The 15,170-nt window shown below is 73.0% G+C and carries 11 protein-coding genes; 7 read left to right on the forward strand and 4 right to left on the reverse strand.

Annotation, left to right across the window (positions count from 1 at the left end):
* Positions 1-171: 171 nt before the first annotated feature.
* The gene (locus tag ACFW22_RS34460; RefSeq protein WP_386412405.1) at positions 172-2,460 is read right to left on the reverse strand and encodes a glycosyl hydrolase family 18 protein; all 2,289 of its coding nucleotides are present in this window, start codon (positions 2,458-2,460) and stop codon (positions 172-174) included.
* A 319-nt stretch (positions 2,461-2,779) separates the two neighbouring features.
* Between ACFW22_RS34460 and ACFW22_RS34465 the strand changes: the two genes are divergently transcribed.
* Entirely contained in the window at positions 2,780-4,300 is a 1,521-nt protein-coding gene (locus tag ACFW22_RS34465; RefSeq protein WP_386412408.1) for a chitinase, read from the forward strand.
* A 654-nt stretch (positions 4,301-4,954) separates the two neighbouring features.
* Here the strand turns inward: ACFW22_RS34465 and ACFW22_RS34470 are convergent.
* Positions 4,955-5,377 (reverse strand): hypothetical protein, encoded by a 423-nt coding sequence (locus ACFW22_RS34470; protein WP_386412411.1) that lies wholly within the window; start codon positions 5,375-5,377, stop codon positions 4,955-4,957.
* A gap of 223 nt (positions 5,378-5,600) precedes the next feature.
* Positions 5,601-6,326 (reverse strand): PIG-L deacetylase family protein, encoded by a 726-nt coding sequence (locus tag ACFW22_RS34475; protein WP_384873519.1) that lies wholly within the window; start codon positions 6,324-6,326, stop codon positions 5,601-5,603.
* Between the two features lie 146 nt (positions 6,327-6,472).
* On the opposite strand from ACFW22_RS34475, the gene asnB reads away from it, so the two are divergent.
* From asnB to ACFW22_RS34505, 6 genes are all read left to right on the forward strand, one after another.
* Entirely contained in the window at positions 6,473-8,278 is a 1,806-nt protein-coding gene (gene asnB / locus ACFW22_RS34480) for an asparagine synthase (glutamine-hydrolyzing) (RefSeq protein WP_386412414.1), read from the forward strand.
* A gap of 97 nt (positions 8,279-8,375) precedes the next feature.
* The gene (locus ACFW22_RS34485) at positions 8,376-9,329 is read left to right on the forward strand and encodes a PrpF domain-containing protein (protein WP_386412417.1); all 954 of its coding nucleotides are present in this window, start codon (positions 8,376-8,378) and stop codon (positions 9,327-9,329) included.
* A gap of 102 nt (positions 9,330-9,431) precedes the next feature.
* Entirely contained in the window at positions 9,432-10,178 is a 747-nt protein-coding gene (locus ACFW22_RS34490) for an SDR family oxidoreductase (protein WP_384873510.1), read from the forward strand.
* Positions 10,179-10,350: 172 nt separating this feature from the next.
* Positions 10,351-11,916: a class I tRNA ligase family protein gene (locus ACFW22_RS34495; protein WP_386412419.1), complete on the forward strand. Its 1,566-nt coding sequence runs from the start codon at positions 10,351-10,353 to the stop codon at positions 11,914-11,916.
* A 78-nt stretch (positions 11,917-11,994) separates the two neighbouring features.
* The gene (gene mshA / locus ACFW22_RS34500; protein ID WP_386412425.1) at positions 11,995-13,359 is read left to right on the forward strand and encodes a D-inositol-3-phosphate glycosyltransferase; all 1,365 of its coding nucleotides are present in this window, start codon (positions 11,995-11,997) and stop codon (positions 13,357-13,359) included.
* 216 nt (positions 13,360-13,575) lie between these two features.
* Complete coding sequence (locus tag ACFW22_RS34505) at positions 13,576-13,782, forward strand: hypothetical protein (RefSeq protein ID WP_386412421.1); 207 nt, start codon at positions 13,576-13,578, stop codon at positions 13,780-13,782.
* A 101-nt stretch (positions 13,783-13,883) separates the two neighbouring features.
* Here the strand turns inward: ACFW22_RS34505 and ACFW22_RS34510 are convergent, their stop codons facing one another.
* Entirely contained in the window at positions 13,884-14,936 is a 1,053-nt protein-coding gene (locus tag ACFW22_RS34510) for a LuxR C-terminal-related transcriptional regulator (protein ID WP_386412423.1), read from the reverse strand.
* Between the last annotated feature and the right edge of the window lie 234 nt (positions 14,937-15,170).

Genomic DNA, 15,170 nt, shown 5'->3' on the forward strand with positions numbered 1-15,170 from the left:
TGCCGCGGCCCCGGCGGCGGGGCGCGGGGGTGGTTTTCCGGGGGGGGGGGGGGGGGGGGGGGGGGGCGGCGCGGGGGGGGGGGGGGGGCCCCCCGGGGGCCGCGCCCCGCCCGGTGTCCGGTCCGGGCGGGGCGCGTCACGGTCCGTTCCGGGCGGGGCGGGACAGGGCGGCTATCCGGCTCCGCCGGGTGCGGTGAGGCCGTCGACCATGGCGTTGACCAGGGTGCCCGCGGCGTCGTCGTTCTCCAGGGCGAAGGCGAACATCCCGGCGAGCCCCTTGGCCCGGACGTAGTCGCCCCGCGCCCGGAGCGCCTGCGGGGTGTCGCCGGTCCAGAAGTTGGTGCCGTCGTAGATCCAGGAGCTCTCCGTCACCGGGTCCCAATGGGTGGTGGCCGCGGTGGGGTTGAGCTCCTTCCAGGAGGCGAGTCCGGATTCCTGGCTCAGCGGCTTCGCGGGGGTCGGGCCCTTGGCGGACTGGTAGAGGCCGTGGTCGTCGCCGGCGGGGACGCCGGTCCAGCCGCGCCAGTAGAACGGGACGCCGAGCACGATCTTGTCGGCGGGGAAGCCGCCCGGGATGCCGTACTCGGGCAGTCCGGTGGTGTAGGCGGTGAGGGCGGTGTCGACGTTGTACCTGGCCGTCCCCGGGGTGATCGGGGTGGTGGGGTCGGACGGGCTGTCGTGCAGCGGGTCCTGGTGGTTGGTGGGTCCGGTCGCGTCCCAGGCGCCGTGCATGTCGTAGGTCATGACGTCGGCGTAGTCGAGGTAGGCGCCGATCTTGTCGGTCTCCAGGTGGGCGATCTTGTCCTGGCCGCTGGGCAGGGCCGCGGTGAGCAGGAACCGCTTGCCGAGGGTCGCGCCGTACGCGTCGAGCTGGGTGCGGAACTCCTTGAGGAGCAGGGTGAAGTTCTGCTTGTCGGCGGGCGAGGTGTGGTTGCCGACGTGGCCCCCGTTCGAGCCCGGGTACTCCCAGTCGATGTCGATGCCGTCGAACAGGCCCGCGGCCGAGGCGGCTCCGCCGGACGGGTCGCCCTGGACGTTCTTCGGCAGGTTGCCCTTGAGGAACATCCGCACGCAGGAGGAGACCAGGGCCTTGCGGGAGGCGTCGGTGGCCGCCGCGTCGGAGAAGTACTTGGAGTACGTCCAGCCGCCGATCGAGACGGTGAGGCGGAGGTTCGGGTGGGCGGCCTTCAGCTGGCGCAGCTGGTTGAAGTTGCCCTTGAGGGGCTGCTCGTAGACGTCGGCGGTGCCGTCGACGCTGTCGCCGGCGGAGTACTCGGCCTGGTAGTCGGCGTAGGCGTCGCCGGCTCCGTCACCGGCGTTGGGGTTGTCCTCGTTGCCCGCGTCGGAGGCCTTGATCGCCTCGAAGCAGGTGTGGTCGGTGGGGTGGATGTTCTCGAAGGCGTACTGGATGACGTCGAGCTTGGCCGCGGCCCCGCTCTTCGCCACGTGCCGGGGGAAGTACGCGTTCTCGTAGATCCCCCACTGGTCGAAGTAGGCCGAGGCGAGGGAGCCGGTGGCCGGTGCGGCGGGTGCCGGGGGAGTGGTGACGGTGACCGTCGAGGACTGGGCGGAGGCGTGTGATCCGCTGTAGCCCTGCACGCTGAAGGTGTAGGTGGTGTCGGGGAGCAGGGAGCTGACGGCGACCGCGGGCCCCATCGACGTGGCCATCAACTGCCCCGCCGCGTAGACCTTGTAGGCGGGGAAGCCGTTGCCCGAGGGGACGGTGGACTTCTGCCAGTTGAGGACGACGGCGTTCGGGGTCGTCCTGCCGACGGTCAGCCCGGTGGGGGTGGTGACCTTGCCGTCGCCGTCCGGACCGTTGGGGGGCGTGGTCGGCGGCGGGGTCGTGGGGGGAGGCGTGGTGGGCGGCGGGGTCGTCGGCGGTGGCGTGGTGGGGGGTTCGCTGGTGGGGGGCGTGGTCGTCGGGGGAGTGGTGGGGTCGCCGTCCGGTCCGGTGAGGCTGAGGTCGTCGACGTGGTAGGTGCCCTGTCCGTACCAGCCGTGGGTGAAGACGGTGACGGAGGTGGTGTTCGGGCCGGTGGTGAAGGTGGTCGAGAGCTGCTGCCAGGACGGGGCGGAGGGGGTCCAGGTGCTCGCGTTGACGCCGGTGCCGGTCGCGCCCAGATAGGTGTAGGTCCCTTGGAAGTGGCCGGAGAGCGTGTAGGTGGAGTCCGGCCGCACGGTCACGGTCTGCCGGCACTCGGCCGTGTCGGAGCCGGTGGTGGCGGCGGAGAGCGCATGGGTCCCGCCGTGGACGGGCGTGGTGACCACGGAGCCGCCGGAGCAGTTCCAGTCGCTGAGGGTGCCGGTTTCGAACCCGGGGTTGAGCAGCAGTTGGGCGGGGTCTGCGGCGGCGTTCGAGGGCACGGTGGCGAGGGCGCCGCCGCCGGCGACCAGCAGGGCGGCCGTGGCGAGGACCGCGCTGCGCCGCGTACGGCCGGGGGGTCTGTTCTCGGGCATGGCGGAGCTCCGATGTCAGGACTGGAGTGTGCATGTCATCGGCCATGAGGTTGGACTGGACCAATTCGGGCGTCAAGACGCCCCGAACTCTTCGCGCGGGTGGCTCTTTGGACCAATCCGTCCGCGTGCGGGCATCGCGGCAGTACGTACGCCCCGTCGGTGGGTGCACCACGCATCGAAAAGAAAAATTGGTCTAGTCCAAGTCTGGGTCAAGTCATTGACGCGCCCCGGAGCGTGGCGCTTCCTTGGCTCAACAGCCGTGCGCGACAACGGCGTTGGCGCACCCTCGGATTCCCCCACGATCATTGGACTGCCCATGATGAGACGCATGAGGTCGCTCCGCTCCGTCCTCACCGCCGCCGTGACCGCCGTGGCCTCCCTCGGCCTGGCCGTCGTCACCACCGCCCCCGCCCAGGCGGCCACCCCGCTCCCGGACCGGGTCTTCGCCCCGTACTTCGAGGCGTGGACCGGGGAGAGCCCGGCCGCCCTCAGTGCCCAGTCCGGCGCCAAGCACCTGACGATGGCGTTCCTCCAGACGGCCACCAAGGGCTCGTGCACCGCCTATTGGAACGGTGACGTCGGGCTGCCGATCGCCCCCTCCTCCTTCGGCGCCGACATCGCGACCATCCAGTCCCGCGGCGGCGACGTCATCCCCTCCTTCGGCGGCTACACGGCCGACACCACCGGCACCGAGATCGCCGACAGCTGCACCGACGTCAACCAGATCGCCGCCGTGTACGAGAAGGTCATCACGACCTACGACCTCACCCGGCTCGACATGGACATCGAGGTCGACTCCCTCGACAACTCCGCCGGCATCACCCGCCGCAACAAGGCCATCAAACTGGTCCAGGACCGGGCCGCCGCCAACGGCCGTCAGATCCAGATCTCGTACACCCTGCCCACGACCACCCGCGGCCTCGCGGCCAGCGGGCTCGCGGTGCTCAAGAACGCCGTGGCGAACGGCGCGCGCGTCGACGTCGTCAACCTGATGACCTTCGACTACTACGACAACGCCGCCCACGACATGGCCGCGGACACCAAGACGGCCGCCCAGGGCCTCTACGACCAGCTCGCCAAGCTCTACCCCACCAAGACGCCCGCCCAGCTCTGGGGCATGATCGGCATCACCGAGATGATCGGCGTCGACGACTTCGGCCCGGCCGAGACCTTCACCCTCGCCAACGCCCGCACGGTCTACGACTGGGCCGTCGGCAAGGGCATCAACACGCTCTCCTTCTGGGCGCTCCAGCGCGACAACGGCGGCTGCCCCGGCGGTGCCGCGGCCGACCACTGCTCCGGCATCCAGCAGGACACCTGGGACTTCTCCCGGATCTTCGCCCCCTTCACCAGCGGCACGACCACCCCGACCGACGACTTCTCGGTGACCACCACCCCGGCCTCCGCCACCGTCACCGCGGGCGCGTCCACCAGCACCACGGTGAAGACCGCGGTCACCGCGGGCACCGCACAGACGGTGGACCTCTCGGTCAGCGGCCTGCCCGCCGGGGTCACCGCCACCTTCAGCCCCGCCTCGGTGACGGCCGGCGGCTCCGCCACCCTGACCCTGAACACCACGGCCGCCACGGTCTCCGGCACCCACGCGATCGTGGTCTACGGGTCCGGCCCCTCCGCCGGGCACTCGGCGGTCTTCTCGCTGACCGTCACCGGCGGCGCGACCCAGTGCACCGCGCCGCCCTGGGTCTCCTCCGCCATCTACACCGGCGGCCAGCAGGTCTCGCACCGGGGTCACACCTGGAAGGCCAAGTGGTGGACCACGGCCGAGGAGCCCGGCACCACCGGTGAGTGGGGCGTCTGGCAGGACCTCGGCCCCTGCTGAACCGGTCCCGAGCGCCCGGCGGCCCCCCAACCGCCGGGCGCGTCCCGTTCGCCGTCTGCCGACGACGGGGGCGTCGTGGTCGGCTCCACCACCGTGCTGGCGTGCCGACCATCCGGCTCGTGGTGCGAACCACCGCAAGGCCGCGCAGGAGAGTGGCTCGCGGAGACCACCACTCCGAAAGAAGAACCATGCCCCGCAAGACGGCGGCTGCCCTACGCCTGGATGTCGTCTGCCGGTCCCACCTTCAGGGCCACGAACGCCGGTCCTCGCCGTTTTCGTCCCGCACGCGTCGCCAGGCCGCCCGGTTCGAGGCCGAACGAGGTCTTCCGGTCCGAGCACTCGAACACGCCGTCCACTGCTGGCGGGGCTTCGTGCGTCGTCCGGGACGACCCCTGTACCTGCCCAGACCACACCTTCCCGGCTACGAGATCTGGGACGATCGCCTCCTGACGGAGCGGGCGACCGGCGCTCTCGACAGACGTGCGGCCCGGGAAGTCGCATCGGCCGTCAAAGAGGCCGACGCCGACTTCCTGGCACGCACCCTGCCCGACCCCCATACTCCGGGAGCCTGGCCGTGGTGGCGTCGCAGATGCCGTGACCTGGGCGGCGCCATGGACGTTCCGTCGCAGTCACGGGCCCGACCGGGCAATGCGCCTAGCCGACCCCGTGGACGATGAACCGCACCCCTTTCACGAGGAGTTCGAGCCCACCCAGACCCACGCACAGCACCAGGACCGCCGTCCCCGCCGCACGAAGGCGCGCGTACTCGACCGGCCACTTCGCTGCGATCCGGGGACTCTCCGGAAGATAGACGAGGGGAACCGGGCCGCCGGCCGGTGGCAACACGCCCTCCCAACCGTCCAAGGTGGCCCGAAGGCGCTTGCCGTCGGGACCCGGGTACGTCACGACGACGCCGGCCGTGTCCCGCCCGATGACGTGCCCGAGGCACTCTCCCTCCACGCGCACGCCGCGCCCGCGCAGCCGCAGGCGCCGGACCGCCTTCCGGGCGAGCCAGAAGAGCATCGAGAAGAGCACGCACGTGCCCAACAACAGGACGCATCCCAGGAGTAGACCCATGAGTGCGCTCGCTCCTTCCCGTCGCCGTGCTGTGGCCACCCGGGGCGACCCCGGGGGCCCCAGAGTAGGCGTACGGGTGTGCCCCGGCCGTGTCCGGGCGGTCGTACTCGATGCGAGGCCCCCGCCGGTCGGCGGGGGCCGTCGCGGATCGTCGATCGGTCCGTGTGGGCGGTCCGGGTGACGGTCCGCGGGGGCGGTCCGGTGGGAGGGGCAGTCGGGCGGATCAGTCGATGTGCACGATCTGGAACGCCTCCGCCATCCGCCCCGGGGGCAGCCCCCCGGCCACCGCGTGCTCGCCGAGCCAGGTGCGCAACAGGCCGGCCAGGTCGTCGAAGTGGGCGGTCTGCGAGGTGTGGATGCGCAGGGCCTCCACCTTGCGGTCGAAGACGGGGGTGACGTCCACGTACTGGTTCGGGGTGGGGCCGGTCATCAGCCACAGCTCGTGGACGGTCCAGGGCTCCAGGCCCTCGTCCCCGAGGAGCTCCGGGTGGGCGAAGGGGTTGCGGGCCTCGGGGTAGACCGCGCGCAGACAGGCGTCCCCGACGGCCCGGTGGTCGGGGTGGAGGTCGGCGACGCGGGCCCAGTTGATCTCGGGGGAGGGGATGACGGCCCGCTGGGGCCGCACCTCGCGGATGACCCGGCACAGGTCGCGGCGGAGCTCCACGCTGGGCTCCACGAAGCTGTCCGGGTACCCCAGGAAGCGCACGTCGGCGACGCCGCTGAGCTTGGCGGAGTGGACCTGCTCGGCACGGCGCAGGTCCGCCATGGCCTGGCGGGGGAGCGCCTCGTCGTAACCGCCGGCGCCGCCGTCCGTGACGATGCAGTACGTGACGCGGGTGCCGCGCGCGACCCACTGCATGACGGTGCCGCTGACGCAGAACTCGATGTCGTCCGGGTGTGCGGCCACCACCAGCAGGGACTCGGGGGCCGTCCGGTTGAAGTCCTCCATGGGGCAAGCCTGTTGGGGGCCGGGGGGCGTCGCAAGGCCAAGCCATGGCGTGAACAGGACATGGCACTTACGCGCCATTCAAAAACTTGGTAGCTTCAAAACATTGGGAGTTTCAGGTGAAGTGACGTACTTGGAGGGTGACCGGCATGTGCAGGATCCTCGGCTCCTTCGCCGCCGGGGCGGACCGCCCCGAGCCGGCCCAACTCGCGGCGGTCTCCGCCCGCCAGCGCCACGGCGGCCCCGACGAGCACCGGGTGCTCAGCGGGCCCGGCTGGTCGCTCGGCTGCGACCGGCTCGCGGTGACCGACCCCTGCGGCGGCCAACAGCCCTACCGGCTGCCCCACCTGCCCGGGATCCTCGCCGTGCTCAACGGCGAGATCTACAACCACGCCGAGCTCCGCCGCGCCCTCGCGGCCCGCGGCCACCGCTTCCCCGACCGCTGCGACGGCACCCTGCTCCCCGCGCTCTACGCCGAGCACGGGCCCGCCTTCGCCGAACACCTCGACGGCATGTTCGCCGTCGCGGTCCTCGACCTGCGCCCCGGCAGCACCCGACTCGTCCTCGCCGTCGACGACATGGGCATGAAACCGCTCCACCTGCACCACGACCCGTACGACGGCTCCACCCGCTTCGCCTCCGAGATCCCCGCCCTGCTCGCCTTCGAGGGCGTCCGGATCTCCCCCCGCGAGGACGCCCTCGACACCCTCCTCGCCACCCGCACCTCCTTCTCCACCCACACCGCGCTCGACGGCATCGACGTGCTCCCGCCCGGCGCCACCGCCCTCGTGCGCCCCGGCGCCGCACCCGTCGTCCGCCGCCGCGGCCCGCACCGCGCGACGCCCGCGGGCGACACCCAGGACGTGCTGCGGCACGAGGTGCGCCGGCTCGCCCGGGCCGAGGTGCCCGTCTGCGCCGTCACCAGCGGCGGCCTCGACTCCGGACTCGTCACCGCCCTCGCCGCCGAACACGCCCGCGAGACCGACGCACCGCCGCTGCACACCTTCCACCTCACCTACCGGGGCCGGTGGCCCGACTCCGAGTCCGCACACGCCCGCGCCGTCGCCCGCCGCGCCCGGACCGTCCACCACGAGGTCGCCGTCGACCCCGACGAACTCGGCTCGCTCCTCACCCGGACCGTCCGCCACCTCGGCCAGCCCAACGCCGACCCCATCACCGTCTCCACCTACGCCCTCTTCCGCGCCGTCCGCGAGAGCGGCTTCACCGTCGCCCTCGCCGGCGACGGGGCCGACGAGCTCTTCGGCGGGTACGACCGGATGCGCGCCGCCCTCGCGGCGCCGGCCGGCAGCGACTGGGCCGGCGCCTACGCGGACGCCCTCGCGGCGGCCCCGCGCCTGCTCCGCGAACACCTCTACACCGCCAACTACCGCGCCCACATCGCCGACCGGGGGTCCGCCGCCGACCGGATCGAGCAGGAACTCCGCTCCGCGGAGGCCGTCGGCGCGGACCGGATCACCGCGATGACCGCCTTCGAGACCCGCTGGCGCCTCCCCGCCTACCACCTGCGCCGCCTCGACCACCTCTCCATGGCCTGGGCCGTCGAGGCGCGGCTGCCGTTCTGCCAACCTTCCGTCGTCAGCCACGCCCGGTCCCTGCCGGCACAGGCCCGGACGGGCAAACGGGCGCTCTACGAGGCGGGTGTCGACCTGCTGCCCGGGTCCGTCCTGCGGCGCCCGAAGCAGCCCTTCACCCTCCCCGTCGCGGCCATGCTGGCGCCCGGCGGCCCGCTCCTCGACCTGGTGCGCGACCTGCTGTCGCCGGCGCGACTCGTCCTCGGCGGCAAGGTCCGCGCGGACCGGGTGGCCAAGCTCCTGGCCCGCCACCTGGACCGTCCCACGCCCCAAGCCGCCCTGACCCTCTGGTCCCTGGCCGTCCACGAACTGTGGACGGAGGTCGTCCAGGGCATGCGGATCCCGGTGGGCTGTGCGGCCTGAACCCCCGCCCCGGCACCGCCCCGGACCCGCACCGGGAGCCGTCCGCCCGGGCGGTGCCGCACCCCGTCCCGCCGCGGAGGGGCGGCCGGTCGACACGGTGCCCGTCACCGTCGTCCGCGCCCACGACGCACCCGGCCCCACCCTCGTCGTCCGCCTCGACCGACTTCCCCCGGGGGCACTCGCCCTGCGGCACGAACTCCTGCACCTGCGGCGCACCCTCGCCACGACCCGGTACGCCGCCCTCAACAAGATCGCCCTCTACGGTCCCCCGTCCCCCCGCACCCCGGACGCCCCCGCCCGGCTCTCCTACCGCTTCGTCCAGGCCCTCCCCGACGGCTCCTTCGACTTCCGGGCCGGCTGCGGGCACTCCCTCCTCGCCTGCGTCGTCGCCGACGGGCGCCCCGGCCCCGTCACCGTCCGCACCGTGACGACCGGCGACACCGTGCTCTGCGAGCCGCAGCACCAGGACCAGCACCAGGACCAGCACCAGCACCAGGACCAGCACCAGGACCCGTCCGGCAGCGCGAGCGGCGTCCCGCCCGGCGTCGCGTACACCCTCAGCTTCCTCAGGCCGCCCACCGCGCCCGGCACCCTCCCCACCGGCCGCCCCGTCGACGTGCTCCACGGCGTGCCCGTCTCCCTCGTGCGGTACGGCAATCCGTACGTCTTCGTCGACGCCCGCCGGCTGCCCGGCACGGACCTCCGGGCCCGGCTCCTCGCGCTCCGTGCCGAAGCGGCCCGCCGACTCGGCCACCCGCCCGGCTCCGCCCTGCCCAAGATCGCCGCCTTCACCGAGACCGCCGACGGCCTCGCCGTCCGCGCGCTCACCGTCGACGGCTGGCACCCCCGGCTCGCCCTCACCGGGGCCGCCGCCCTCGCCGCCGCCGGGGCCCTCGACGGGACCGTGGTGCCCGCCGTGCAGGGTGCCGTGCGCACCCCGGACGGCACCGTCACCGTCTCCGCGGCACCCGACCGCATCCGGGTCCACCACAAGCGCGCCGAGGTCCTCGAAACCCTCGAACTGCCCTGGCGCATCCACGCAACGGCGTGAACGCGCACCCCTCTCGCCGGGCTCGTCGCCGCTTTCCTCTGCCAGGCTGAAACCACGCTGAACTGGCCCGGCCATCGGTATCCGTGGGGAGAGCAGACACACATGAAATTCGAGAACCTGCGTGTCGTCGTGACCGGAGCGTCCCGCTACTTCGGCCGTGCGCTCGCCGTCGGATTCGCCCATCTCGGTGCCGAGGTCTACGTGTCGGCGCGGACCGTCGAGGCCGCCGAGCGCACCCGCGCCGAGGTGATGGGCTCGGCCCGCGACCGCATCCACGCCTTCGGCTGCGACCTCAGCCGACCCGCCGAGATCCGGGAGTTCGCGGCCCGGGTCGGCGAACACACCGACCGTGTCGACCTGTTGGTCAACAACGGGGCCCGTTGGCTCGACGGCATGGACCTGGAGGCGGCCAGCGACGCCGAGATCGTCGAGACGATCGAGTCGACGGCCGGCGGCACGGTCCTCATGGTGAAGCACTTCCTGCCGCTGCTGCGGGGATCGCTGCGGCCCGACATCGTCAACATGGTCGCCGTCCGGGACGCCGAGGGCGCCTCCGCCGCGACCGCCGGCGCCGCCCACGAGGCCTTCTGGGCGGCGAAGAGCGCCCAGGCCGGCTTCGCCGACATCCTCTCGCGCAGGCTGCGGCCCTCCGGGGTCCGGGTCTTCTCCCTCTTCCCCCCGGACTTCTCGACCTCGGACCCGCGCTTCGCGGAATGGGACGGGTCGAACCCGGACGGCATCGCGCCCGACGAGAAGCTCACCACCCAGGCCCTCTTCGAGTGCATCGTCTACGCCGTCGAGCAGCCGCGCGACTGCTTCATCCGGTCCTTCCACTTCGAGCCCCGCTGAGCCGCCCGTCCGCCCTGCCGCCCCCACCGCCCCCCACCGCCCCCCGACCGTGCACCGGCCGCACCGACCGCGCATGGCCCCCCGACCAGCCGCACATCGCCCCCCGACCGACCGCACACCGCCGACCGCGACCGCTGAAGCCCACCGCACCACAGCGTCAAGGAGGTCCCACATGAGCACCCCTGTCTGGATCACCGCGACCCCTCCCGCCACCCACGGCGAACTGCACATCGGCCACCTCGCCGGGCCGTACGTCGCCGCCGACGTCCTCACCCGCTACCTGCGCGCCGAGGGCGAAGCGGTCCGCTTCACCACCGGCACCGCCGACCACGCCAGCTCCGTCGAGGTCCGGGCGCTGCGGCACCACCGCAAGCCCGAGGAGGTCGCGGAGGGCTACCGCGCCGCGATCACCGCCGACTGGCTGCGCTCGGGGGTGCAGTTCGACCGCATCGTGAGCCCGCGCCGCGACGAGGGCTACGGGCGCTGGGTGCAGGACCTCTTCGCGAAGCTCTACGCCCAGGGCGTCATCGCCCCCCGGACCCGGCTGCTCCCGTACTGCGAGCCGTGTGACCGCTGGCTGCACGGGGCACACGCCACCGGGACCTGCCCGCACTGCGGTGCGGTCAGCGACGGCGGCATGTGCCACGAGTGCGCCCGCCCCAACGACGGCGGCGACCTGATCTCGGCGCGCTGCGCGCTCTGCGACGCCCCGGCGGTCGCCCGCCGCTGCCGCCGGCTCTACGTCCCGCTGGAGCCGTTCCGGGACGTGCTCGCCGACTACTGGGCGACGGCGGGCCTGCCGCCCCGGCTCGCCGCGCTGTGCGAGTCGCTGGTGGAGGACGGGCTCCCGGACATCGCGGTCGGCCAGCCCGCCGAGTGGGGACTCCCGGTTCCCGTCGAGGGCTTCCCCGAGCACCGGATCGACGGGTGCTTCGAGGCCGCCGCGATGCACCTGTTCGGCCACGACCCCACGGGCCCGCTGCCCCGCCGCGCCATCCACTTCTGCGGCTTCGGACACGCCTTCTGCCACGCCGTGCTGCTGCCGGTGCTGCTGCTGGCCCAGGACGTCAAGCTGCCGCAGGACTTCAACGTCAACGAGTCGTACGTCATCGAGGAGGGCGTCCAGGAGGGCAACGTCTGGGCGCTCGACCTGCTCACCGAGTACGGCTCCGACACCCTGCGCCGCCACGTCCTCCAGTCCCGTCCGCTCGGCCGCCGCACGGTCTTCCAGCGGGAGCGGCTCGGCGCCGCCCGGCACGAACTGGACGAGAACTGGAACGGCTGGCTGTCCCGGCTCTTCTCGGCCGTGCGCGAGGAGTGCGGCGGGCTCGCCCCGCAGGCGCTGCCCGGCGGCACCGGTTGGGAGGTCCTGGAGCGGCGGCTCCACCGGGGCGTGGACGACCTGCGCGAGGCGTACGGCCCGGACGCCTTCGACCCGCGCCGGGCGGTCGCCGTCCTGGACGAAATGGTCCGCTCGACGGCCGACTTCGGCCACGTCAACGCCCACGAACGGTGCCGGCCCAGCACCTCCTGTCGCCACCTCCCGGCGCTGGCGACCCAACTGGCGGTGGCTTCGGCACTGTCGGCGTGGTCGCGGCCGGTGATGCCGGAGGGCGCCGACCGGCTCGCCGCGGCGCTCCGGGTGGCACCCGGGCGTCCGGTGGACTGGCAGGCCCTGACCGGCCCGCTGCCGGGAACCCGGCTGGCGCCGCCGTCGGGCCCGGTCTTCGGTTTCTGACCTCCTCTACTACTAAGCAACTAAGTACTTCAGTACCTCCTCGAACCCACCGGCCAACACCGCACCCCTCCCCTCCCCCTGCCGCGTGACCGTGCGCGCGAGCCCCGCGCAGGGACGCGCGGCCCCACACCCCAGGAGCCCCACGTGTCCCTGCGCGTCGCCATGCTCAGCGTCCACACCTCCCCGCTCCACCAGCCCGGGACGGGGGACGCCGGAGGCATGAACGTCTACATGGTCGAGCTCTCCCGCGCCCTCGCCGAACAGGGCGTCGAGGTCGACCTGTTCACCCGCTGCCGGGGCGAGGGGGCGCCGCCCCTCGTCGAGCTCGCCCCGGGGGTGCGGGTCCGCCATCTGCACGCCGGGCCGCGCAGACCGCTGCCCAAGGAGGCGATGCCCGACCTGGTGGTGCCGTTCTCGCTGGCGCTGCTCAAGGAGGAACGGCGCTACGACCTGGTCCACTCGCACTACTGGCTGTCCGGGCAGGCGGGTCGGATCGCGGCCGTCGGCTGGCGGATGCCGCTCGTGCACACCGCGCACACCCTGGCCCGGGTGAAGAACGCCTCGCTGGCCGAGGGCGACGCCCCCGAGCCCGAGCTCCGGGTCCGCGGGGAGCACCAGGTGGTCGCCAGTGCGGACCGGTTGATCGCCAACACGGCGGACGAGGCGGAGGCCCTGCGCGTCCTGTACGGGGCCGAGGAGGCGCGGACCGAGGTGGTGCGGCCGGGGGTCGACCTCCGCACCTTCCACCCGGGGGACGGGCGGGCGGCGGCCCGCGCCCGGCTCGGACTTCCGGCCGGTGCGTTCGTGCCGCTGTACGCAGGCCGCATCCAGCCCCTGAAGGGCCCGGACGTGCTGGTCCGCGCGGTGGCCGAACTCCTGCGGGAGGAGCCGGGGTTGCGGCGCCGACTCCTGGTCCCGGTGATCGGCGGGCATTCGGGTGCCTCCGCGGAGGGCTCGGCCCGACGGCTCGCCGAGGAGCTGGGGGTGGCCGAGGTGCTGCTGCCCTCCCCGCCGGTGCCGCAGGAGCGGCTCGCGGACTGGTACCGGGCCGCGGACGTGCTGGTGGTGCCCTCGCGCAGCGAATCCTTCGGCCTGGTGGCGGTGGAGGCGCAGGCGTGCGGGACGCCGGTGTTGGCGGCTGCGGTGGGCGGGCTGCCGACGGCGGTGCGGGACGGCGTGACGGGAATGCTGGTGCGGGGGCACGACCCGGTGGAGTACGCACGACGGCTGCGCGGGCTGGCGGGGCGTCCGGAGGTGGTGGCGGCGATGGGGGAGGCGGCGGTGCGCCACGCCCGGCGGATGAGTTGGCGGGCCTCGGCCGGTCGGACCGTCGAGGTGTACCGGGGGGCGCTCGCGCAGGAAGGTGGGCAGGGGCGGCGGCACGCCCCTGCCCCGACGGCCCCCCTCTCCTGGAGGAACGAGAAGGCCGTAGCACGAGTCTAACACCTCTTTTGGTTCAACCAAAGATATGACGGGCCCCGGATGCGGCAATTCCGTTGCGGCGAAGGCGTATTGACGCATCCACGCCATGGCAGATCCACGCAGAGACGATCCCTGGATCCGAATAGGAGGCCGGGACAGAATGGAGACGTCTTCAGGGAACACCCGGCGGCACGGGCCCCGGAAGACGGAATTCACCCACCAACTCCTGGAGGAATCATGACCACTCGACAGAGCGTCGGAATCCGGAAGGCCGCCCGTCAGTTCATCGTCGCCATGGTCGCCTGCACGGCCGTCGCGGCCGGCGCCGCCTTCGCCGTGTCCCCCGGCAGCGACCCGGTCGTCCCCCACACCATCGCCGGCGTCGCGGACGACAACGGCTGGCCGGTCCCCCCGACGGACCCGACCCCCAGCCCCACCAACTGATCGCACGCACCGGGTCGTTCCCCGGGAATTCCGGAATTGCTCGACGACCGGGCCCCGCAATCGCTGCCACGATTGCGGGGCCCCGGCAATTCCGCGGCGGATCAATCCAACCAGCCGAGCCGCACCGCCCGCGCACCCGCCTCGAAACGGCTCGTCGCCCCCAGCTCCTGCATCAGCTCCGAAATCATCCGACTGACCGTCCGCAGCGACACCCCCAGTGCGCGTGCGATCCGCTCGTCCTTCATTCCCGAGGCCAACATCTGCAGCGCCGCCCGCTGCTGCTCCGAAAGCCCGTCGCCCCCCGCCTCCGCCGCCGCCTCGTTCCCGTACGGGGTCGCCGTGTGCCAACAGTGCTCGTACAGGCTCAGATACGGCCGCACCAGTGCACTGCCCCGCGCCAGGATCGCGCCCTCGCCCGGTTCCTCCGGCCGGATCGGCACCAGGGCGAACTGCTGGTCCGCGATGATCATGTTCATCGGCACCACCGGGGCGAGCCGGATCTCCACCCCCAGCTCCGCCCGCCGCCCCAGGAACTCCTCCATCTCCGGGTCCGCGGCCTCCTGCCGGCCGTAGACGGCGCGCACCCGCACCCCGTTCGCGAGCTGCCGCCGGTCCCGGTCGAGCATCAGCTCCGGAACCTGCCGTCCCGGCCTCCCCGGGTGCATCGCCGCCGAACTCTCCTGCATCACGTCCGTGATGTCCTCGATGGCCTGCTGGATCCTGCGGTAGTCGGTCAGCGCCTCCACGTGCGCCTCCGCCCTGGTCAGCGCCTCGGCCCGGAGGTACGAGCCCGCCAGGACCTCCAGGGTGCCGTACGCCCGGTCCGCCTCGGCCAGGTGCTCCCGCAGCCGCTCCCGCTCCCGCTCCAAGAGCCGCAGGAGCGCGATCTCCGGATCGATCGCCGCCACCGAGTCCGCCTCGGACCGCCAACTCCCGTCCTGAACCGCCGCGACGGTGGCGTGCACCTGCCCGGTGGGCACGATCAGCCCCAGGGCGAGGAGCTCGCTGCGGCAGCGCTCGTAATCCTCCGGCGCGAGCCCGAGCTGTCTGCGGACCTCCTCGAAGTCCGAGACGCCCCGTCGGCGCAGCTCCTGGTACACGGCAAGCAGGAGCCCCGCCGCGTCGTCCCCGATGCCGTCGCCCGCAGTGACCATGGCGAAGTGACCCCCCTCATCCTCCGAGTCGCCCCGCCCTCGCCCTCATCCGGCTCGGCACGGGTCCGTCGTACGGTTTCTGCAACCCGTACGGGCCCCGCGACCCGTACGCCTCCTCCATGACATACGAACTCCTCGTGCTAGTACTCCAGTGCGGTTTTGTGATCTACCCGGTGGGTTCGTTGGCGGACCGTCGTTGGTAGTGGCTTTGTCGGGCTGTTGCCTGGTGGCGTC

Origin of the sequence: Streptomyces sp. NPDC058872, from assembly GCF_042743065.1 — a bacterium.
Lineage (GTDB): Bacteria > Actinomycetota > Actinomycetes > Streptomycetales > Streptomycetaceae > Streptomyces.

Excerpts from the sequence above, each read along its gene's own strand:
- ACFW22_RS34460 (WP_386412405.1), bottom strand. The coding sequence starts at position 2,460 with ATGCCCGAGAACAGACCCCCCGGCCGTACGCGGCGCAGCGCGGTCCTC.
- ACFW22_RS34465 (WP_386412408.1), top strand. The coding sequence starts at position 2,780 with ATGAGACGCATGAGGTCGCTCCGCTCCGTCCTCACCGCCGCCGTGACC.
- ACFW22_RS34470 (WP_386412411.1), bottom strand. The coding sequence starts at position 5,377 with ATGGGTCTACTCCTGGGATGCGTCCTGTTGTTGGGCACGTGCGTGCTC.
- ACFW22_RS34475 (WP_384873519.1), bottom strand. The coding sequence starts at position 6,326 with ATGGAGGACTTCAACCGGACGGCCCCCGAGTCCCTGCTGGTGGTGGCC.
- asnB (WP_386412414.1), top strand. The coding sequence starts at position 6,473 with ATGTGCAGGATCCTCGGCTCCTTCGCCGCCGGGGCGGACCGCCCCGAG.
- ACFW22_RS34490 (WP_384873510.1), top strand. The coding sequence starts at position 9,432 with ATGAAATTCGAGAACCTGCGTGTCGTCGTGACCGGAGCGTCCCGCTAC.
- ACFW22_RS34495 (WP_386412419.1), top strand. The coding sequence starts at position 10,351 with ATGAGCACCCCTGTCTGGATCACCGCGACCCCTCCCGCCACCCACGGC.
- ACFW22_RS34505 (WP_386412421.1), top strand. The coding sequence starts at position 13,576 with ATGACCACTCGACAGAGCGTCGGAATCCGGAAGGCCGCCCGTCAGTTC.
- ACFW22_RS34510 (WP_386412423.1), bottom strand. The coding sequence starts at position 14,936 with ATGGTCACTGCGGGCGACGGCATCGGGGACGACGCGGCGGGGCTCCTG.